The organism is Terribacillus jepli (genome assembly GCF_047228925.1).
Taxonomy (GTDB): domain Bacteria; phylum Bacillota; class Bacilli; order Bacillales; family Amphibacillaceae; genus Terribacillus.
The window spans coordinates 125,032-145,781 of record NZ_JBFEGH010000006.1 but is presented as its reverse complement, the minus strand read 5'-3'; the positions used below and the strand labels follow the sequence as shown (position 1 = coordinate 145,781).

General features: G+C 47.7%; 16 protein-coding genes. 9 read left to right on the top strand and 7 right to left on the bottom strand.

Annotated features, from left to right (window positions below):
• Nucleotides 1-20 precede the first annotated feature (20 nt).
• From AB1K91_RS08965 to AB1K91_RS08945, 5 genes are all read right to left on the bottom strand, one after another.
• Nucleotides 21-629, bottom strand: a complete 609-nt coding sequence (locus AB1K91_RS08965; protein ID WP_413089456.1) for a response regulator transcription factor — start codon at nt 627-629, stop codon at nt 21-23.
• Nucleotides 604-1,749 carry a histidine kinase gene (locus tag AB1K91_RS08960; protein ID WP_413089455.1) on the bottom strand — a complete coding sequence of 382 codons (1,146 nt, stop codon included), beginning with the start codon at nt 1,747-1,749 and terminating at the stop codon, nt 604-606. The genes AB1K91_RS08965 and AB1K91_RS08960 overlap by 26 nt, the downstream gene beginning before the upstream one ends.
• Before the next feature lie 8 nt (nt 1,750-1,757).
• Nucleotides 1,758-2,492 carry an ABC transporter permease gene (locus AB1K91_RS08955; RefSeq protein ID WP_413089454.1) on the bottom strand — a complete coding sequence of 245 codons (735 nt, stop codon included), beginning with the start codon at nt 2,490-2,492 and terminating at the stop codon, nt 1,758-1,760.
• Complete coding sequence (locus tag AB1K91_RS08950) at nt 2,489-3,334, bottom strand: ABC transporter ATP-binding protein (protein ID WP_413089453.1); 846 nt, start codon at nt 3,332-3,334, stop codon at nt 2,489-2,491. Before AB1K91_RS08950 ends, AB1K91_RS08955 begins: the two co-directional genes overlap by 4 nt.
• Before the next feature lie 194 nt (nt 3,335-3,528).
• A complete protein-coding gene (locus tag AB1K91_RS08945) occupies nt 3,529-4,308 on the bottom strand; it encodes a DUF1385 domain-containing protein (RefSeq protein WP_413089452.1) in 780 nt (259 codons plus the stop codon).
• Between the two features lie 219 nt (nt 4,309-4,527).
• On the opposite strand from AB1K91_RS08945, the gene AB1K91_RS08940 reads away from it, so the two are divergent.
• The gene (locus tag AB1K91_RS08940; protein ID WP_413089451.1) at nt 4,528-4,866 is read left to right on the top strand and encodes a PadR family transcriptional regulator; all 339 of its coding nucleotides are present in this window, start codon (nt 4,528-4,530) and stop codon (nt 4,864-4,866) included.
• A gap of 4 nt (nt 4,867-4,870) precedes the next feature.
• Nucleotides 4,871-5,377 (top strand): DUF2812 domain-containing protein, encoded by a 507-nt coding sequence (locus tag AB1K91_RS08935; protein WP_413089449.1) that lies wholly within the window; start codon nt 4,871-4,873, stop codon nt 5,375-5,377.
• Between the two features lie 181 nt (nt 5,378-5,558).
• Here AB1K91_RS08935 and AB1K91_RS08930 read toward each other — a convergent pair whose 3' ends face one another.
• Nucleotides 5,559-7,352: a M3 family oligoendopeptidase gene (locus AB1K91_RS08930; RefSeq protein WP_413089448.1), complete on the bottom strand. Its 1,794-nt coding sequence runs from the start codon at nt 7,350-7,352 to the stop codon at nt 5,559-5,561.
• A 136-nt stretch (nt 7,353-7,488) separates the two neighbouring features.
• Nucleotides 7,489-10,959 (bottom strand): NTTRR-F1 domain, encoded by a 3,471-nt coding sequence (locus AB1K91_RS08925; protein WP_413089447.1) that lies wholly within the window; start codon nt 10,957-10,959, stop codon nt 7,489-7,491.
• A 412-nt stretch (nt 10,960-11,371) separates the two neighbouring features.
• Between AB1K91_RS08925 and ilvD the strand changes: the two genes are divergently transcribed.
• From ilvD to leuC, 7 genes are all read left to right on the top strand, one after another.
• Entirely contained in the window at nt 11,372-13,039 is a 1,668-nt protein-coding gene (ilvD, locus tag AB1K91_RS08920; RefSeq protein WP_413089446.1) for a dihydroxy-acid dehydratase, read from the top strand.
• 319 nt (nt 13,040-13,358) lie between these two features.
• Entirely contained in the window at nt 13,359-15,092 is a 1,734-nt protein-coding gene (ilvB, locus tag AB1K91_RS08915; protein WP_413089445.1) for a biosynthetic-type acetolactate synthase large subunit, read from the top strand.
• Complete coding sequence (gene ilvN / locus AB1K91_RS08910; RefSeq protein WP_413089444.1) at nt 15,089-15,613, top strand: acetolactate synthase small subunit; 525 nt, start codon at nt 15,089-15,091, stop codon at nt 15,611-15,613. Before ilvB ends, ilvN begins: the two co-directional genes overlap by 4 nt.
• Before the next feature lie 23 nt (nt 15,614-15,636).
• On the top strand, nt 15,637-16,683 hold the full coding sequence (gene ilvC / locus AB1K91_RS08905) for a ketol-acid reductoisomerase (RefSeq protein WP_413089443.1): 1,047 nt from the start codon (nt 15,637-15,639) through the stop codon (nt 16,681-16,683).
• Entirely contained in the window at nt 16,661-18,202 is a 1,542-nt protein-coding gene (locus AB1K91_RS08900) for a 2-isopropylmalate synthase (RefSeq protein WP_413089442.1), read from the top strand. The genes ilvC and AB1K91_RS08900 overlap by 23 nt, the downstream gene beginning before the upstream one ends.
• Before the next feature lie 22 nt (nt 18,203-18,224).
• The gene (leuB, locus tag AB1K91_RS08895) at nt 18,225-19,310 is read left to right on the top strand and encodes a 3-isopropylmalate dehydrogenase (protein WP_413089441.1); all 1,086 of its coding nucleotides are present in this window, start codon (nt 18,225-18,227) and stop codon (nt 19,308-19,310) included.
• A 17-nt stretch (nt 19,311-19,327) separates the two neighbouring features.
• Nucleotides 19,328-20,743: a 3-isopropylmalate dehydratase large subunit gene (gene leuC / locus AB1K91_RS08890; RefSeq protein WP_413089440.1), complete on the top strand. Its 1,416-nt coding sequence runs from the start codon at nt 19,328-19,330 to the stop codon at nt 20,741-20,743.
• Nucleotides 20,744-20,750: the final 7 nt, after the last annotated feature.

Below are 20,750 nucleotides of genomic sequence, written 5' to 3'. Positions count from 1 at the left end.
CCTTTTCGGAGCTGTGTTTTTTATATGTATTCCTTCTCCTTCGCTATGTAAACTGCTTGCGAACGATTCTGAGCTCCGAGCTTATCCAGAAGTTCGGAGAAGTAGTTCCGGACAGTCCCTGGAGATAAAAATAGTTCTGCAGCTATTTGTTTGGTAGAGTATCCTCGTTCAGCCAGCTGGAGAATTTGCTTTTCACGTTCACTTAGCGGATTATCGATTCCCTGTACGAATTGATACGTTATTTCAGGGCTTATCACCGTGCGTCCATGATTCACGATATCTCTTACAGCATGTGCCAGCTGTTCACTCGGTGTATCTTTCAATAGATATCCTTCCACTTTCATCTTCATCGCTTCTTTTACATAGGCAGCAGTGGAAAAGGTCGTCAGCATCAGCACCTTTTCGGAGCGGTTGTTTTGCCGCATCCAATCCACAACTTCCAAGCCGCTATATTTCGGCATCTCGATGTCCAGAATCAGCAGATCATATGTTTTTGTTTGCAGTGCTTGCAGAACTTCCTCACCAGTGGCAGCCTGACAGTCAACATAGAAATCTTCCTCTAAATCAAGCATCGTTGCCATTGCGCCTCGAAGCATGTTTTGATCATCCGCCAACAGCATACGAATCATGCGAAGTACCTCCTTCGGTTTGCATCGGAACATGTATTGCCAGATGTAATCCGCTATTTTGCCGTTTTTCGAAATGGACTCTCCCCTTCATCAGCCTCACTCTTTTCCTGATTCCATCCATGCCATTTCCTTCTTGCCACTCCCTGCCATCGAAGCTGCCATTGTCCACTACTTCCAAAAGTAGCTCGCTGCCAGATTGACTGACTCGAATCTTACATAATGTAGCATTGCTATGACGGATGACATTCGTGACAGCTTCTTTCACAATATAAGCAAGCAGCGTTTCCTTAGAACTATCCTTCATCAGCGGCATTTGCCGTTCCAATTCAACATCAATACCAGCTTCCTGTAATCGATAACGAGCAGATTCCATTTCCTCTTGCAACGAAACATGACGCAAATCACTGACTATTTCACGCATGTCCTGAAGCAATGATCTAGCTAGCAGCTGGATATCGTGCAATTCCTGTTCTGCCCGATCCCGATTGTGATGTAAAAGCTTTTTCGATATATCACTTTTCACCGAAATAGTCGATAATGTCTGCCCGACTGTATCATGTAAATCACGGGCAATTCTATCTCGTTCCCTCTCTTTGATCAATTCTTCGACTCGGTTGTTCGCTTCGGATAATTCTTGGTTGACTGCTTCCCACTTTCGATACCATGTCTCTTGAGCTTTCCAGGCTGCAGGTGTAATCAAGCCGATTAAAATACCCGGCAAAAGATAACCCCAAATTATATTCGTTAAACCAAGTATATCTACAAGCAGCAAGCATACTGTCACACTATTGATAGCAGCATACCCCACCCAGAATTTCCACGGCTTCTTCAAACCATACAGCATGCTCATTGCGTATAAAAGTAAATAAAAATAAGATGCTGATACGAAGAAAACGAGAAAAGCAATAAGCGGTGTCATGATCATGGAAGCAGCAAACGTATGTTCAGGCCGCCAATATATTTCTCGATAGCAGATAAAAACAGCAACCAAGGTCAGCAAAGTGAGCCAAAAACAAAAACCTTCAATATTAAGTAAACCCAAGCATGAATAATAAAAATACAGCAGCCAAAGATGCGGTATATAGCCATCCTCTTTCGGAAATAAGCGAAATTTCTTCATCTATATACTCAACTCCTTTGTCTGTACTGCAACATCATTGCTCCTATAAAGCATAACAAAAAATAACAGACAAGGATTATTATATTAGTAATTTCAATACCCTCACCCGCAGCGATGTTCCACGCGCCTCTTGCGTACAGATGAGATGGCAGCCACTCCCCGATCATTTGCACCCATTCGGGAAATGTCCCTAGCGGCATCCAAAGTCCTCCTAAAATCGCCAGGACCAATACAACAATATTGGCTGTTACAGATGCTGTTTGGATTTTTTTGGATTGGGCAATCAAGATTCCGATCGTTAAAAATAAAATCGAGACAACCAACAGCCAAACACTTGTCATGATCCATTCTCCGATGGGTCGGTCAAACTGTTTCCAGGTATTTATGACAAGGAAGAATACCGAGACGATCATTGAATTGAGCAAGAGCTGGGTAAAAATACGAGCGATGAAATATTGTGATGGCGTGACAGGATGCGTAAAAAGATAGTCCATCCAAGTTTGTCTGCGATCATACATAATTTGAATGCCGAATCCTTGCACGGAATTCACTACTAAGCTGTAACAAGTCATGGAAATAAGAAAGAAATAATCAAAGTCCATTCCACTAACAGCGACGCCTTTATTAATGTAAGTAAACAAGCTATAAAAAATGAAAGGCATCAGCAATGAAAAAAATAGAAAATATCTATCTTTCATCATCCGCTGAAGTTCCATACTAACTGTCAGAATAATCGATTTCATAAGCCTGCTCCCTCCCTTGACAACCCCTCCACATACTTCTCAAGTGTATCTCCTTTGATTTCAAGCTGCTTTAGCTGGATGCTCCTTTGGATAAGCAGCTGCAGTTCCTTATCCGCATCATCTGTCAGTTTCCGAAATAACCCTTCATGCAGGCTGTACCCCATGGATAACAGCAGTTCCTGATGCTTTTTATCTGTCCGAAAGCTTACTGACTGCCTAAGCTGCCTGATTTCATCGATTGACCGATCCACTGTTAACATCCCGTCTTCCAGATATAACAATCGGTCGGCAATCTCCTCTGCTTCAGCAAGTATATGTGTCGTAATCAATACGCTGACTCCATCAGCACGTACCGCTGATAGTTGCTTCCGAAACAGGCGCTTGGCTTCCACATCCATTCCAGCTGTCGGTTCGTCCATGATGAGCAGCTTTGGCTTGGTCACTACAGCCAGCTGGAATAATAGACGCTTCATTTGTCCTGCACTTAAATTTTCTGCCAGCATTTTTCTTTTGGCATCCAACCCAGCATCTTTCAGAACAGTACCGACTTGAAACCGTCTGCCATGTAAGGAAAGCACATAGGAAGCAAATTGCCTGACTGTCAAATTCCCTATCATGGAAGGCGACTGTGGTACATAACCGATTCTGGGACTTTTCGTTGCCCATTGGATCCTGCCGGCATCTTGCTGCAGCATTCTTAAAATGATTTTGATTAAAGTGGATTTTCCAGCTCCATTTGCACCAAGCAAGAGGATACTTTCCCCTTCTGACATCTGGAACGTAATATCTCTAAGAACCGATTGTCCATGGAATGATTTACTGATATGATTCAGCATCAGCATATAGCCACCTCCTGCTATCAAGATAACAAGTCATAACACAGGAAGTAAGGAAGAAATGTCATGAAGAAAGATGACATTTGTCATAGTAAAAGACCACTTCAGCAAGTGGTCTTTTACGCTAATCAAATCACTGGAGCATGTTGTGAAAAGATGATGGTAACCCATTAAGATAAAATCATCTTTTTTGACTTTCTTTAAGCAATTGTTTTTGATTTGCGCAACGACTCCTCTTTCTCCAGCAAGCTTTGAAATGCTTTAAGTGAAACCTCTATATGTTCTTCCTTCGGTTTCGATGTTGTCAGGAACTGCGATGCGTATGTAATCCACTTAAACGGTGTGACAACCATTCGGAAGTACTTGTTTTGATTCATGATTACTTCTCCGTAAAAAGGAAACCACAAAATGATCTTGAGCCACGTAGGAATTGGAATGAATACCATGATCACCGTATATGTAATTAGTAAAAATATACATCCCGTCCCGCACCACTCATGGATTCTCGATGTGTTTTTTCCTTCTTCTACATTAAGCGGTCTTCCCTGTAAATATAAGTTATGGACAATATGCTCTGCAGCATGGTATTTACCAGTTGGAGTTAATTTCAGCACGATGGTTACCATGATCAAACCTGTAAGCATTCCGAAAATAAATCCCGCCTCAGCGTTTCCTGATTGAGAAGTGAATAAGTCCATTACTGCCTGGATACGATAATTCATTGCAATAGGCGCAATAAGGAATAGGAGACCTACCCACCATTTCATATAAAAGGCATAAATCGTATCAGCAAAACCTCTAAGTACTGGAATTAGCAGCATGTTGTTCAACCAATTGGGTAATGATTTAAGCTTTTGAATCTCTACACTTATCTCACCAGTTTTATTTCTTTTGGCGCGGGATTGATAGTTCTTACCGTAAAATGAGACCGCATCCCCATGTGCCATGCCGCCATTAATTGATAACTCATTTATTTTCATAATAATTCTCTCCTTTTTAAAATCACAGTCCTACGCTATCCCTACATCACCACTCGTTATATCGCAACACGATATAACGGACATTGATATATTAATCCCTATTGCTACAATTTTCAACCCTTAATTTCCCTTTTGTTAGAAAAATGGGCTGATTCTGATATGCTATAATAATGTAGCCACTATAGAAGGTATGATAAACAGCAAATTGGAGGTAGCAGAATGAAAAAAACCTCACCAGTACAATACTTACCACTTACACATACAACTTTTTATATATTGATTTCCCTCACCACCCCTCTTCATGGGTATGGCATCATGCAAAAAGTAGAAGAGATGAGCAAAGGTGAAGTTAAGTTAGGTCCAGGAACTTTATATGGCGCATTAAGTAAATTGGAAAAACAAAAAATCATTGCTAAAACCCAAGAAGACGGAGAACGAAGAAAATGCTACATACTTACAGAGTTAGGGAAACATGTTGTGAAGTTAGAGTGGAATCGACTGCAAAACTTAGTTGAAGTAAGTCGAAAAAAGGTTGAAAGCATTGAGGTGGAAGAGTAAATCTATGAACACAGATAAAAAAGTATTCAAGGTCTTTTTAGCGTGGCAGGACAAGAGTGAAGAAATTTGGTTAAACAGGATGGCAAAAAAAGGATGGGCCTTGAAGTCCTATAAATTTCTCTATACCTTTGAAAAAATCGAACCTGCTTCTTACATATATAGACTGGATTATAAATCTACCAGCGACAATGACCTGAATGAATACAAAACGATTTTTCAGGATACTGGCTGGGAGTATGTTACACGGTACGGAAATTGGCACTATTTCCGTACAAAAGAGTCCCAGGAGCATACCCCTGAAATTTATACCGAGCATGAATATCAAATTGAAAAATACAATAGCTTGCTGCAACATCTGCTTACAGTATTCATTACATTCATCATACTTGCAGTAAGCATGGCCTTTTTGCAAAATTCAATAGTATTGGATGTCTTTTTTACCTTATTAATCATGATCTTTATTTTATGTATTTTCAAAGTTGGACAAAAAATTTCTAAATTAAGGGAATAAATAAAACGGTTTAAAGTGGTTCCTCTACTTCAATGAAAGTAGCAGGAACCGCTTTTGTGTCAACCTGCAAAAAAACGCCTGTATCCCAGACAAGGTTTCTATTAATACCTTACATAAAAAAGATTGCAGAGAAACTGGAGTTCCTCTACAATCTGCCTACCACTGTCTGTGGCTCTTCCCATTATTCTGCAGTCAATTTCAGGAATTCTTCGATATCCTGCTTACATACCTCGATAGCTTTTAACCAAAATGCCTTATCCGTCAAATCTTCCTGCAAATGCTTCATTGCCAAATCTTCTACCGTCATTCGCCCAGTATCCTCCAGCAATGCATTGTAGGAGCGTTCAAAGTCTTCCGGATTCTCAGCAGCTTTGGCATAGATGCCCGTACTGAACAAGTAACCGAACGTATACGGGAAATTATAGAACGGCACGTCTGTTGCATAGAAATGCAATTTGGATGCCCAGAATGTCGGATCATATTCATCAAGCTGGTCATTGTATGCTTCTTTCTGAGCTTCGACCATCAACTCGCGCAAGCGTGCTGCGGATACGAGTCCTTCTTTGCGCTCCTCATAAAATCTAGTCTCAAACAAGAATCGCGCATGGATATTCATGAAGAAAGCGATACTGCGCTGAATTTTTTCCTCGATCAATGCAATCTTTTCTTCCTTCGTTTCCGCTTCTTTTACCGCGGCATCCGAAACGATCAGTTCTGCCAATGTAGAAGCTGTTTCCGCTACGTTCATCGCATATTCCTGATTCAGCTGTTCCACATCGTTCATCGCATAACTATGATAAGCATGACCCAGTTCATGCGCAAGTGTCGATACATTGGAAGCTGTTCCGCTGAATGTCATGAAGATCCGGCTTTCTTTTTTGTCAGGGAAGCTCGTGCAAAAACCGCCAGGACGTTTGCTATTACGGTCTTCCGCTTCTATCCAGCGCTTCACGAATGCTTGCTGTGAGAAATCAGCCATTTGGCTGCTGTAAGCGCGGAAATGCTTCACGATGAAATCAGCTGCTTCATCGTAGGATACATGTTTCGTTGCTGAAGAAAGCGGCGCATCAATATCATACCAGCTCAATTTCTCCAGTCCCAAAATCTCAGCTTTACGCTGCAAATATTTTACGAATGCATCTTTCTCATCCGTAATGGCTCCCCACATAGCATCCAATGTTTCCTTAGACATACGGTTATAAGCAAGCGGTTCCTTCAACACATTATCCCATTTGCGGTGTTTGTATGACTGCAGACGGAAACCAGCCAGGTGGTTAAGCGTTTCAGCAAAGAAATCTTCCTTCTCTGTCCATGCTTCCTGCATTCTGGCAAACACATGCTGACGAACTTTCCGATCCGCAGCATCAAGCTTATTAGCTGCTTGGCCGACGGAATAATATGTCTCTTTTCCATCGATTTGCAACGGCACTTGAATGCTGCCGACAATCGTGTCATACATGCTTCCCCAGCCATGATAACCATCGATGGCCAAATCATTCAGCAATACTTCCTGCTCAGGTGCAAGCTTCTCAGTCGCTTCTTTTTTGCGCTCATCAAGGATGAATGCATAATTGATCAATTCCGGCTGCTCAAGCAGCTGCTCCCATGTCTGCTGCGGTACTTGTGTAATCACTCTATCCACACCGGTAAGTGTCCCGCTATAAGCAGCCATTAGTTCATCTTTTTTCCCGGACCATTGCTTCGCTTTCTTATCCGTCACATCTTGCGCTACCAAACATTCAACGAATGCAACAACCTCAAATACATGTTTCGCAGATGCTTCCCACTTTTCCAAGATACGCACCAAGCCCGCAGTATCTTCTCCCTGATCAGGTACTTGGAAAGATTTTAAAGCCTGTTTCCATTCACTTATGGCCTGTTCTGCTTTTCCTGCATATTCCGCCAGTGCAGGGGAATTGCTTCCTCCCGGGAAAATCACATCCAAATCCCACGTTTGTCCATATTTATTTGTCATATGTATACCTCCCTTGAACTACCTTCCTATTATACGCTTCGTTGTATTGACTGAAAAGTCTTAGTGTTCGATATTTTTCGGCATGGATAAAAAGCAAGAAGGTCATAGCTATAAGGAAACTATGACCTTCTTTGTGTTAAACGAATCGTGTTCCATTCAAATTACGTGTTTCTGCAGTAGCTGATGTGATATTCGCAGTGGGGACTACAGTGACGCTCAATGTATAGGTCACGGCTCCTGTAGTCGGAACCACGTCTATGAACGTGTTTGGCAAAATGATCCGATAAGTCCCCGCAGCCGTACCTGTTCTGCTGATAGTCACCTGATTAAGAGTAGTGGTGGCATCTCTCCGCAGAGTAGCAGTAACACTTACTGACCAGTTCGCAGTTGCTACAACTGCAATCTGTGAAGTGAAATCCAATTTCACATTATTACCCGCTACTACTGTTGGAGAAATTGTATTGATTACTGTATCGGTGTTAAGCGGGACTGGAAGTGCTGCTGTTGCCTGGTTCGCAGCAATGGCACTAACAGAAGGAAGAGCACTACCCGTAGAACCGGTCGCTCCGGTTGGGCCGGTAATCCCGGCTGGACCCGTGGTTCCCGTCGCTCCGGTGAGGCCAGTGATTCCTGCTCCTCCGGTCGGGCCGGTAAGACCCGCTGGACCGGTGGTTCCTGTTGCTCCGGTTGGGCCAGTGATTCCTGCCGCTCCGGTTGGGCCGGTGATTCCCGCTGGACCGGTGGTTCCTGTTGCTCCGGTTGGGCCGGTGATTCCTGCTCCTCCGGTCGGGCCGGTGAGACCCGCTGGACCGGTGGTTCCTGTTGCTCCGGTTGGGCCAGTGATTCCTGCCGCTCCGGTTGGGCCGGTGAGGCCGGTCGCTCCTGTTTCTCCGGTCACTCCGGTAAGGCCTGGGGCTCCCGTTTCTCCTGTCACTCCGGTGAGGCCGGTCGCTCCCGTTTCTCCTGTTGCTCCGGTAAGGCCGGTCGCTCCCGTTTCTCCTGTCGCTCCGGTAAGGCCCGGGGTTCCCGTTTCTCCTGTTGCTCCGGTGAGACCCGTGGCCCCCGTTTCTCCGGTTGCTCCGGTAAGACCGGTTGATCCTGTTTCTCCTGTTGCTCCGGTGAGACCGGTTGATCCCGTTTCTCCTGTCACTCCGGTGAGACCGGTTGATCCCGTTTCTCCTGTCACTCCAGTGAGGCCGGTCGCTCCTGTTTCTCCTGTTGCTCCAGTGAGGCCGGTCGCTCCTGTTTCTCCTGTTGCTCCAGTGAGGCCGGTTGATCCCGTTTCTCCTGTTGCTCCGGTAAGGCCCGGGGCTCCCGTTTCTCCTGTCACTCCGGTGAGGCCGGTCGCTCCTGTTTCTCCGGTCACTCCGGTAAGGCCCGGGGCTCCCGTTTCTCCGGTGGGGCCGGTAAGGCCGACGGCTCCTGTTTCTCCTGTCACTCCGGTGAGACCGGTTGATCCCGTTTCTCCTGTTGCTCCGGTAAGGCCCGGGGCTCCCGTTTCTCCTGTCACTCCAGTGAGTCCGGTCGCTCCGGTTTCTCCTGTTGCTCCAGTGAGTCCGGTCGCTCCCGTTTCTCCTGTCACTCCGGTAAGGCCCGGGGCTCCCGTTTCTCCTGTCACTCCGGTGAGGCCGGTCGCTCCCGTTTCTCCTGTTGCTCCGGTAAGGCCCGGGGCTCCCGTTTCTCCTGTCACTCCGGGGAGGCCGGTCGCTCCTGTTTCTCCTCTTGCTCCGGCGAGACCGGTTGATCCCGTTTCTCCTGTCACTCCGGTAAGGCCCGGGGCTCCCGTTTCTCCTGTCGCTCCAGTGAGGCCGGTTGTTCCTGTTTCTCCTGTTACTCCGGTAAGGCCCGGGGCTCCCGTTTCCCCTGTTACTCCAGTAAGGCCCGGGGCTCCTGTTTCTCCTGTTACTCCGGTGAGGCCCATGGCCCCCGTTTCTCCTGTCGCTCCAGTAAGACCGGTTGTTCCTGTTTCTCCTGTTGCTCCGGTGAGGCCGGTCGCTCCCGTTTCTCCTGTTGCTCCGGTGAGACCAGATGATCCCGTTTCCCCTGTTACTCCGGTAAGACCCGTGATTCCAGTTGCTCCTGTTACTCCAGTAAGGCCGGTTGATCCCGTTTCTCCTGTCACTCCGGTGAGGCCCGTGGCCCCCGTTTCTCCTGTTGCTCCTGTTGCTCCGGTAAGGCCCGGGGCTCCCGTTTCTCCTGTTGCTCCGGTGAGACCCGGGGCTCCTGTTTCTCCTGTCACTCCGGTAAGGCCGGTCGCTCCCGTTTCTCCCGTCACGCCGGTAAGGCCGGTTGCTCCTGTTTCTCCTGTTACTCCGGTAAGGCCGGTCGCTCCCGTTTCTCCGGTGGGGCCTGTAAGGCCGACGGCTCCCGTTTCTCCTGTTACTCCAGTAAGACCGGTTGATCCCGTTTCTCCTGTCACTCCGGTGAGGCCCGTGGTCCCTGTTTCTCCTGTTGCTCCGGTGAGGCCGGTCGCTCCCGTTTCTCCGGTCACTCCGGTGAGACCGGTCGCTCCCGTTTCTCCTGTTGCTCCGGTGAGGCCGGTCGCTCCTGTTTCTCCGGTCACTCCGGTAAGGCCCGGGGCTCCCGTTTCTCCTGTCGCTCCAGTAAGACCGGTTGTTCCTGTTTCTCCTGTTTCTCCTGTTCCTCCGGTGAGGCCGGTTGCTCCCGTTTCTCCTGTCACTCCGGTGAGGCCGGTCGCTCCCGTTTCTCCTGTCACTCCGGTGAGGCCGGTCGCTCCTGTTTCTCCTGTTGCTCCAGTGAGGCCGGTCGCTCCCGTTTCTCCTGTCGCTCCAGTGAGGCCGGTTGTTCCTGTTTCTCCTGTTACTCCGGTGAGGCCGGTCGCTCCCGTTTCTCCGGTTGCTCCGGTGAGACCCGTTGATCCCGTTTCCCCTATTACTCCGGTAAGGCCCGTGATTCCAGTTGCTCCTGTTACTCCAGTAAGACCAGTTGAACCAGTCGATCCTGTCACTCCAGTGGGGCCGGTTGAACCAGTTGATCCTGTCACTCCAGTGGGACCGGTTGAACCAGTTGATCCTGTCACTCCAGTGAGACCGGTCGTTCCCGTTACTCCGGTAGGTCCAGTCGGCCCGGTTGCACCGGTAGGTCCGGTCGGCCCAGTTATACCTATGTCATCTTCAAGAAACGCCAAACTCACGTCATCTACCAAGATACTGCCATTTGCAAGATTAGGCAGTGTGTTAATTAATAAAAAAACTTGTGCCGTTCCCTCAGGTGCCGTGGCTGAAACTCCCGTAACATGTGTCCAGCCTTCTTGGGAAGCAACGGGAATGCTGTCTGCCGGGACATCAAGCAGCAACCCACTGCCTATTGTTTGGAAATCCTCAGATAAGAAAACTATCTGTGCCTGTACTGCTGGTGCTGGCAGTTCACTTTCTCTTGCCAAATAAAGTGACAGCGTATAATTATAACCCGATAAAACTGGTGATACATATTGTGCGATAAAAGCAGTTACCTGACTGCCATCCAGTCTTGCTGCATAGTTTCCGCTGTGTGCAAATTGCTGGGTGATGGATGCAAAAGATGAAACCCATGGCATCAGACTACCCGATTCAAATCCACCATTTTCTACGATGTTCGGGCCAGGCATCGATGATTTCTGCCTCCTTCATAAGAAATAAATTAATCCTAAGCTCACAATCTCTCTATAACTATTCACACAATTATTTCCTGTCCCCTCGTCTGACCTATATCCCTATAAGTTTTCCATAAATGTACAAGTCATTGTTTATATAAAATCAAGGGATATAAAAAAGTTTTTTGCCAGATTTTCTTACATACAATCCCAACGCCAGTGTATTGGTAGCGCTTACAAATAGATTGACTTATTTAAAGAATCTGAAAATTTATTCAAATAGCTGTTGACCTAGCTCTGGTTAGGCGTTATGATAACTGACAATCAATCAAATAAATGAATTTTCTAATTATTTAATTCATTCGTTTTTCGCATTCAATCACACGTAAAAAAGAGAACTTTTGCAGCTGGGAGGTGTTTTGATCCAATGCGAAGTGACATGATCAAAACAGGGATTGACCGCGCCCCGCACCGCAGTTTGCTTCACGCGACCGGGGTAAAGACATCTGATTTAGGAAAACCATTCATCGGTGTATGCAACTCTTACATCGATATCATTCCAGGTCATATGCATTTAAACAAATTCGCCGAAGTAGTAAAAGATGCAATCCGCCAAGCTGGTGGAATTCCTTTCGAATTCAATACAATCGGTGTAGATGACGGCATTGCAATGGGCCATATCGGTATGCGTTACAGCTTGCCAAGCAGAGAGATCATAGCAGACAGCGCTGAGACTGTCATACAAGCGCACTGGTTCGATGGCGTCTTCTATATACCGAATTGCGATAAGATAACACCCGGCATGTTGATGGCTTCAGCAAGGACTAATGTCCCTTCTGTCTTTGTTTCCGGAGGCCCGATGGAAGCTGGAGTTAGTCCGGATGGAAAACCATTGAACTTGGTGTCCATGTTCGAGGGTGTAGGTGCTGTTCAAAACGGTACAATGACCGAACAGGAATTAGCAACGATCGAAACACTGGCATGTCCAACATGTGGATCTTGCTCGGGTATGTTCACTGCCAATTCGATGAATAGCTTGATGGAAATGCTCGGTATGACAGTACCCGGGAATGGAACATTACTTGCCACATCCGATGAACGGCATGAACTGATCTACGAAGCTGCCCGACATTTGATCCGACTTGTCAAAGAAGATATTCGTCCTCGCGATATCATGACGAAAGAAACCTTTGATAATGCTTTTGCCTTGGATATGGCCATGGGCGGATCGACAAATACGGTCCTCCATACAATCGCTATCGCACATGAGGCAGGCATTGAATACAATCTGGCAGATATCAATAAAATTGCCGAAAAAGTTCCATACCTATCCAAAATCAGTCCTGCATCCGATTATTCCATGCATGACGTCCACCTGGCTGGTGGTGTCAGTGCCATCATCAACGAGTTATGTAAAATCGACGGTCTTCTTCACAAAGAAAGAATTACCATCACCGGCAAGACAATTGCTGAGAACGTAGAAGACTACGAGATTCTAAATAAAGAAGTCATTCGGCCATTGAATAACCCGTATAGTCCAGTTGGAGGACTTAGTGTCCTGTACGGCAATCTGGCACCTGACGGAAGTGTGATCAAGGTCGGGGCAGTAGATCCTTCCATCAAGAAGTTTCTTGGCGAGGCAATCGTCTTCAATTCACAGGATGAGGCCCAGGAAGGAATTACAAATGGGACTGTGCAAGCCGGTCACGTCGTTGTCATACGCTACGAAGGTCCAAAAGGCGGTCCCGGGATGCCGGAGATGCTTTCTCCTACTTCCGCCATCGCCGGCCGCGGCTTAGCAAAAGAAGTAGCTTTGATCACAGACGGGCGCTTCTCCGGTGCTACTCGCGGTATCTCGGTCGGTCATATTTCACCAGAAGCAGCCGAGGGCGGTCCGATAGCATTCGTTGAAAATGGTGATCCGATCCTCATCGACTTGGAAACTCGCAGCATTGAATTACTCGTCGACGAAGATGTTCTCGAGACCCGCCGCCAAACTTGGAAACAGCCGGAGCCAAAAATCAAATCGGGTTACCTTGCAAAGTACGCAAAACTTGTAACTTCCGCCAATACTGGCGGTGTGATGAAAATATAAACAAAACGAAGACGGGACCTTAGTGACGGAAGCATTATATTCACAGAGAGCCAGGGGTGCTGAAAGCCTGGCAATATAATCCGTCATTCTCTTCCCTGAGTGCTTAGCTGAAACAACTAGTAGGCTTAGCCAGGTGCAGTGCACCTGTTATCAAAACGGAGCTTTCATGAAAGCTCCATGAGGCAGCTTACCGTAAGGAAGTTGTGAACTTGGGTGGTACCGAGAAAAGCAAAGTCTTTTTTCCCCATTTCTTGCTGAATTGCTTGAATGGAGAAAAAGGGCTTTTTTATATATCAAAAATTACTGGAGGGATATAACCATGAAGGTGAAGGCACAAGCTGTACAAGAAAGAAAGCCTGCTGCCAAAACTCCCAAAACAGGTGCTGACTTATTCGTAGAAGCACTGCAGGCAGCCGGAGTCGATACCATTTTCGGCTATCCGGGAGGAGCCGTACTTCCGATTTATGATGCCTTGTATCGCGCAGAACCCCGATTTCAGCACATCTTGACCCGGCATGAACAAGGAGCCATCCACGCTGCCGAAGGATATGCCCGCGTTTCCGGAAAACCTGGAGTCGTAATCGCAACTTCAGGACCTGGCGCAACGAATCTTATTACCGGAATTGCCGATGCCATGATGGATTCTTTGCCTCTTGTCGTATTCACAGGGCAAGTCAGCAGAAGCGTCATCGGTACCGATGCATTTCAAGAATCGGATGTGATTGGCATCACCACACCGATCACCAAACATAATTATCAGGTTCAAAAGCAAGAAGATATGCCCCGGATCATCAAGGAAGCATTTTATATCGCAACAACTGGAAGACCTGGACCTGTGGTGATTGATATCCCGAAAGATATTTCCGGTGAAGCTTATGAATCTTCTCTAGACGGGGGTGATGTCCACCTTCCTGGTTATCAGCCGACAACGAAGCCAAACAGCAACCAGATCAAAAAACTTACGCAAGCGATTGTAGAGGCAAAACGCCCGATCCTCTTGACAGGTGCAGGCATCGTGCATGCCAAGGCATCAGAAGAAGTGCATGCCTTCGCTAAACGTTTCCAGCTGCCCGTCACCTCCACCCTGCTTGGTCTCGGTGCTTTTCCTGCCAGCGATGATCAGTTTCTTGGTATGGCTGGCATGCACGGGACATATGCAGCCAATCGCGCGTTGTATGAATGCGATTTGCTGATCAATGTCGGTGCCAGATTTGATGACAGACTCACTGGTAACTTGGAGCATTTTGCCCCACAAGCCACGATTGCACATATCGATATCGATCCGGCTGAAATCGGTAAAATCATTCCTACTGCCATTCCGGTTGTGGCAGATGCCAAAGCAGCGCTGCAGGCGCTTCAAGAAGCAGAAGCAGAGATACCGGACATCCAGCCATGGCGTGATCATTTGCAGCAGTACAAATTAGAATTTCCGCTTTGGTTTAACAATCCAGTACAAGAACTCATCCCGCAATGGGTCATGCAAGCTGTGCACAAAGCAACAAACGGAAATGCCATCATCACGACAGATGTTGGGCAGCATCAAATGTGGGCAGCGCAATATTATGGTTTCGATCAGCCGAACCGCTGGGTGACCTCCGGCGGACTCGGCACGATGGGCTTCGGTTTCCCTGCTGCCATCGGAGCCCAGCTGGCAAGTCCCGACAGTACAGTCATCAGCGTAGTCGGCGACGGTGGGTTCCAGATGACGATGCAGGAACTATCCGTTCTGCAAGAGCGAAAGCTGCCGGTTAAGGTACTGATTGTCAATAACCAAAGCCTCGGCATGGTAAGGCAATGGCAGGAATTCTTCTATCAGGAACGGTATTCCGAATCACTGCTTGATGTCCAGCCTGATTTCATCAAATTGGCGGATAGCTACAGTATCAAAGGCGTTCGTTTGGACACACAGGAACAGCTCGTAGCTGAGCTGCCTGCCCTGCTTCAATCGAAAGAACCAGTTGTGATCGACTGCCGTGTGCTGCGACAGGAGAATGTGTTCCCGATGATTGCGCCTGGAAAAGGACTGCATGAAATGATTGGAGTGAGTCGATGAAACGAATCATTACCGCCACCGTCCAAAATCGAAGCGGTGTGCTGAATCGGATAACCGGTCTGATGCAAAAAAGGCAATTCAATATTGATAGTATTTCAGTCGGTAAAACCGAAGTGGAACAAATCAGCCGAATGACATTCGTCGTCGAAGTGGAAGACATGCAAAAGCTGGAACAGCTCACAAAGCAGCTTCACAAGCAGATTGACGTCCTGAAGGTTGCCGATATTACCGATAATGCCATCGTGGCACGGGAACTGGCACTGGTGAAGGTCGTCTGCCCCCCTGCCAGCCGCAATGAGCTGCAAAGCATCATTGCACCGTTCCGGGCAAGTGCAGTCGATATCAGCAAAGACAGCATGATCGTCCAAGTAACTGGTGACACGGATAAGATCGAGGCTTTCCTCGAGCTGGTCCGTCCATATGGAATCAAGGAATTGACGAGAACTGGAGTCACGGCCTTCCTACGTGGGCATCAGCCGCAAGCTGCGGATGGAAACACGTATTCACTTATAACCAATTAAAAATGGAGAGGAATGACTAAATAATGGCAAAAGTTATCTATCACAATGACATTCAAGAAGAGGTATTGAAAGGTAAAAAGATCGCAGTTATCGGTTATGGCTCTCAAGGTCATGCCCACGCACAGAATTTGAAAGAAAGCGGATTTGATGTCGTGGTCGGCGTTCGTCAAGGAAAATCATGGAATCAGGCAGTCGAGGATGGACATGATGTACGATCTGCATCTGAAGCAGCAGAAGCGGCCGATATCATCATGATGCTTGTACCGGATGAACTTCAGCCTGCTATCTATAAAGAAAGCATCGAGCAAAATCTGGAAACTGGGAATGCCTTGGTATTCGCTCATGGTTTCAATGTTCACTTCACCCAAATCACACCTCCATCTAATGTGGATGTATTCCTTGTAGCACCGAAAGGTCCGGGACATCTTGTCCGACGCACTTATACAGAAGGAGCCGGCGTGCCTGCCCTATACGGCATCTACCAAGATGTGACCGGAACAGCCAAAGAGGTAGCACTTGCTTACGCCAAAGGTATCGGCGCAGGACGTGCCGGCATCTTGGAGACGACGTTCCAGGAAGAAACCGAAACTGATTTGTTCGGTGAGCAGGCAGTACTTTGCGGCGGACTTACAAGCCTTGTCAAAGCAGGCTTTGAAACATTGACAGAAGCAGGTTATCAGCCGGAAGTTGCCTACTTCGAATGTCTGCATGAATTGAAACTGATTGTCGACCTTATGTATGAAGACGGCCTGGAAGGCATGCGTTACAGCATCTCCGATACCGCTCAATGGGGCGATTTCGTTTCGGGTCCACGGGTAGTCAATGACGAAACCAAGGCTCGCATGAAAGAGGTATTGGAAGATATTCAGAATGGAACCTTCGCTAAAGGATGGATCTTGGAAAACCAAGCAAACCGCCCGCAATTCAATGCGATCAATACAAGAGAAGCCAATCACCAAATCGAAACAATCGGCCGTGAGCTTCGTGAATTGATGCCATTTGTCAAACAAGGGAAGAAAAAACAATCCGCTGAGGAAGTGATTGTCCATGGCTCAAATAAAATTTTTTGATACAACGCTGCGGGATGGCGAACAGACACCAGGAGTAAATCTGAACAAACTGGAAAAGCTCGAGATCGCCCGTCAGCTGGAACGCCTCGGGATGGATGTATTGGAAGCGGGCTTCCCCGCTTCCTCCGAGGGGGATTTCCTGGCTGTCCAAGAAATTGCCCGCTCCATCAAGACGACAGCAGTCACGGCCTTGGCCCGGGCAAAGAAAAGTGATATCGACGCTGCTTGGGAAGCATTGAAAGATGCGGAACAGCCAAGAATTCACGTATTCCTTGCAACCTCCCCTATCCATATGGAATATAAGCTCAAAAAAACGCCTGCGGAAGTATTGCAAACAGCTGTTAAAATGGTCACCTATGCGAAGGAGCGTTTTCCAATCGTCCAATTCTCTGCCGAAGATGCTTCCAGATCGGAACTGCCTTTCCTTGCACGTGTTGTGGAAGCAGTCATCGAAGCTGGTGCAACAGTTGTAAATCTGCCCGATACTGTCGGATATGCTACCCCAGCCGAGTACGGCAAGATGTTTGCTTATATGAAGGAACACGTTCCGAATATCGAAAAAGCGGATCTATCGGCACACTGTCACGATGATTTGGGCATGGCTGTCGCCAACAGCATCGCCGCTATCGAGAATGGCGCTACCCAAATCGAAGGAACAGTGAATGGCATAGGAGAACGTGCCGGCAATGCCGCCTTGGAGGAAATCGCAGTTGCCCTTCATATCCGGAAAGATGTGTATCAGCACTCTACCCGTCTCATATTGAATGAAATTAAACGGACCAGCAGCCTGATCAGCAAGTTGACTGGCATGACCGTACCGGGCAATAAGGCAATTATCGGAGACCATGCTTTTGCCCATGAATCCGGCATCCATCAAGACGGAATGCTGAAGCATGCGGAAACGTATGAAATCATCACACCGGAACTGGTTGGCATGAATGCTACCAATCTAGTACTTGGAAAGCACTCCGGCCGCCATGCATTCAATACGAGAGTTGCGGAACTTGGCTTTGTCCTTGAAGAGACGCAGCTACAGGAAGCTTTCAACCGCTTCAAACGTCTGACTGATAAAAAGAAAGAAGTAACGGATGAAGACCTCTTCACCATTGCGCTGGATATCCAGACAAAACATGATCCTGTGAAGACTTACGAAGTAAAAGCCCTTCAAGTGACGATGGGTCCGCAAAATCTGCCGACGGCCACCATCGCCCTACAAACACCTGAGCAAGGCATCAAGGAGACCGCACGGACTGGACATGGAACTGTGGAAGCCATTTACAATACGTTGGCTGCCCTGATCGATGAACAAGTGACACTAACGGACTATCGTATCCATTCAGTCGGCAAAGGCGAAGATGCTCTGGCTGAAGTGCATGTCCAATTGCAAGTCGACGGTGAAGCCTATACCGGCCGCGGCACAGCCAATGATGTTTTGAAGGCTTCCAGCCATGCCTTTGTCAATGGCGTGAATCGCGCTTTGCGTGCTGCAACACTGAAAAAAGTTCAAGCTTTAATCTAATCTGACCTGGAGAGTGCTGACAATGCAAAAAAAGATCGTACTGCTTCCGGGAGATGGAATCGGTCCTGCTGTGACAGAAGCAGCTGCTTCTGTTTTGCAGCAGGTAGCCGATAGTTTCTCCCACACCTTTATATTCGATGAAAAAACAATCGGCGGTGCTGCCATTGATACATTCGGGGAACCGTTGCCAGCAGACACACTTCAGGCTTGTAAAGAAGCGGATGCCATTTTACTCGGTGCTGTAGGGGGACCTGAGTGGGATCGACAGCCTCCTCATCTGCGGCCGGAAAAGGGACTGCTTCAGCTGCGCAAAGGATTGGGCCTCTTTGCAAATCTGCGTCCCGTCAAAACCTTCCCTCCCCTGCTCTCCAGTTCACCGCTGAAGCAGGAAATCGTCGCAGGAAGCGACTTGTTGATTGTACGGGAACTGACTGGCGGTCTATACTTCGGTACCCCAAGTGAACGGCGGAATGAAGGGCAAACGGTTGTTGACACTCTGCGCTATGACAGAAACGAAATTGAACGGATAGTCGAGACCGGGTTTCAAAGTGCCATGCTCCGTAATAAACGTCTAGCTTCCGTCGACAAAGCAAATGTACTGGAATCCAGCAAACTATGGCGTGAAATCGTCGACGAAAAGAGTAAGGATTATCCGGAGGTGACCGTTGAGCATATGCTTGTTGACTCAACAGCGATGAAACTCATCACCAATCCGACTTATTTCGATGTCATTGTTACCGAAAACCTTTTCGGCGATATCCTGAGCGATGAAGCATCTGTACTGACCGGATCACTCGGCCTCCTTCCTTCGGCCAGCTTACGGGATGATGCACTTGGTCTTTACGAGCCAGTCCATGGCTCCGCTCCGGATATAGCCGGTAAGGATATTGCCAATCCGCTTGGCGCTATCCTATCCGCTGCCATGCTCCTCCGCTACTCCCTCAGCATGGAGAAAGAGGCAGACGCCGTGGAAGCAGCTGTCGATGAAGTGCTGCAAAGCGGATACGGAACACAAGATATGCAAGTGAATCCGGAATCAATCGTCGGTACAGAAAAAATGACATCTCTTATCATCGAGCAGCTGATGACAGCAAAAGTGAGTTCTTAAGAAAGGACCTGAGAACAATGAAGCAACCGAAGACGATTATCGAAAAGATATGGGAAAAACATACCGTTGTACAAGAGCCTAATAAGCCCGATCTCATGTATATCGACTTGCATCTTGTACATGAAGTGACCTCCCCTCAAGCTTTTGAGGGGCTGCGCCTGGCAGGTCGGAAAGTACGACAGCCAGAGCGGACATATGCAACCGTAGATCACAACGTACCAACGATTCATCGTTCGGTGATCCGCGATGAAGTTGCCCGCACACAGATGGAAACATTAAGAACCAACTGTGCGGAATTTGGCATCCGGCTGGCAGATATCGATCATCCGGACCAAGGAATCGTGCATGTCATCGGCCCGCAGCTTGGTCTTACACAGCCCGGCAAAACTATCGTATGCGGTGATAGCCATACATCCACCCATGGAGCATTCGGTGCCTTGGCTTTTGGTATCGGTACGAGCGAAGTGGAGCATGTTCTTGCTACGCAGACACTTTGGCAAAGTAAACCAAAGACATTGAATGTGCAAATTGAAGGCACTCTTGGAACTGGCGTGACAGCCAAGGACCTGATTCTGGCCATCATCGGTAAGTTCGGTGTCAAATTCGGTACCGGCTATGTGCTCGAATATACCGGCGAAGCCATCCGAAACCTGTCCATGGAGGAACGGATGACGGTCTGTAATATGTCGATTGAAGCAGGGGCACGCGCTGGTTTGATAAGTCCGGATGAAACGACTTTCGAATACCTCCGCGGCAGAAGATATGCCCCGGAAGGTCCTGCTTTTGAAAAAGCAGTTTCCGAGTGGCGGCAGCTTGCCACCGATGAAGGTGCTGCCTATGATCACACGGTACATTTGAACGCATCCGAAATCGAACCTCAAGTGACCTGGGGTACGAATCCAGGCATGTGTCTGCCGATATCCGCAAGTGTCCCGGATCCGGCACTCATAGAAGATAAAGAAGAAAAAGCATCTGTCGAACAAGCACTTGCATATATGGGATTGGAGCCGAACCAGCAGCTGACTTCCATCGAAATCCAACATGTTTTCATCGGCTCCTGTACAAATTCACGAATCACAGATTTGCGCAAGGCTGCAAGTGTCATCCAAGGAAGAAAGGTCCATCCTTCCGTTCGTGCCATGGTCGTACCAGGATCTTTTACTGTTAAGATGCAAGCGGAACAAGAAGGTTTGGATAAGGTTTTCAAGGATGCAGGCTTTGAATGGCGCGATGCTGGCTGCAGTATGTGCCTGGCAATGAATGATGATGTCGTACCAGCTGGCGAGCGCTGCGCTTCCACTTCGAACCGGAATTTCGAAGGTCGGCAAGGTGCTGGAGCCCGCACTCATTTGGCCAGCCCGGAAATGGCGGCCGCAGCTGCAATCGAAGGAAGGTTTGTCGATGTCCGGCAAGTCGCTGCACCAACTGTGTAAGGAGGAT

Excerpts from the sequence above, each read along its gene's own strand:
- AB1K91_RS08900 (WP_413089442.1), top strand. The coding sequence starts at position 16,661 with ATGGCTCAAATAAAATTTTTTGATACAACGCTGCGGGATGGCGAACAG.
- leuB (WP_413089441.1), top strand. The coding sequence starts at position 18,225 with ATGCAAAAAAAGATCGTACTGCTTCCGGGAGATGGAATCGGTCCTGCT.
- ilvC (WP_413089443.1), top strand. The coding sequence starts at position 15,637 with ATGGCAAAAGTTATCTATCACAATGACATTCAAGAAGAGGTATTGAAA.
- AB1K91_RS08950 (WP_413089453.1), bottom strand. The coding sequence starts at position 3,334 with ATGCTGATGCTGAATCATATCAGTAAATCATTCCATGGACAATCGGTT.
- AB1K91_RS08935 (WP_413089449.1), top strand. The coding sequence starts at position 4,871 with ATGAACACAGATAAAAAAGTATTCAAGGTCTTTTTAGCGTGGCAGGAC.
- AB1K91_RS08930 (WP_413089448.1), bottom strand. The coding sequence starts at position 7,352 with ATGACAAATAAATATGGACAAACGTGGGATTTGGATGTGATTTTCCCG.
- AB1K91_RS08940 (WP_413089451.1), top strand. The coding sequence starts at position 4,528 with ATGAAAAAAACCTCACCAGTACAATACTTACCACTTACACATACAACT.
- ilvB (WP_413089445.1), top strand. The coding sequence starts at position 13,359 with ATGAAGGTGAAGGCACAAGCTGTACAAGAAAGAAAGCCTGCTGCCAAA.
- AB1K91_RS08945 (WP_413089452.1), bottom strand. The coding sequence starts at position 4,308 with ATGAAAATAAATGAGTTATCAATTAATGGCGGCATGGCACATGGGGAT.
- AB1K91_RS08955 (WP_413089454.1), bottom strand. The coding sequence starts at position 2,492 with ATGAAATCGATTATTCTGACAGTTAGTATGGAACTTCAGCGGATGATG.
- AB1K91_RS08925 (WP_413089447.1), bottom strand. The coding sequence starts at position 10,959 with ATGCCTGGCCCGAACATCGTAGAAAATGGTGGATTTGAATCGGGTAGT.
- AB1K91_RS08965 (WP_413089456.1), bottom strand. The coding sequence starts at position 629 with ATGATTCGTATGCTGTTGGCGGATGATCAAAACATGCTTCGAGGCGCA.
- leuC (WP_413089440.1), top strand. The coding sequence starts at position 19,328 with ATGAAGCAACCGAAGACGATTATCGAAAAGATATGGGAAAAACATACC.
- ilvD (WP_413089446.1), top strand. The coding sequence starts at position 11,372 with ATGCGAAGTGACATGATCAAAACAGGGATTGACCGCGCCCCGCACCGC.
- ilvN (WP_413089444.1), top strand. The coding sequence starts at position 15,089 with ATGAAACGAATCATTACCGCCACCGTCCAAAATCGAAGCGGTGTGCTG.
- AB1K91_RS08960 (WP_413089455.1), bottom strand. The coding sequence starts at position 1,749 with ATGAAGAAATTTCGCTTATTTCCGAAAGAGGATGGCTATATACCGCAT.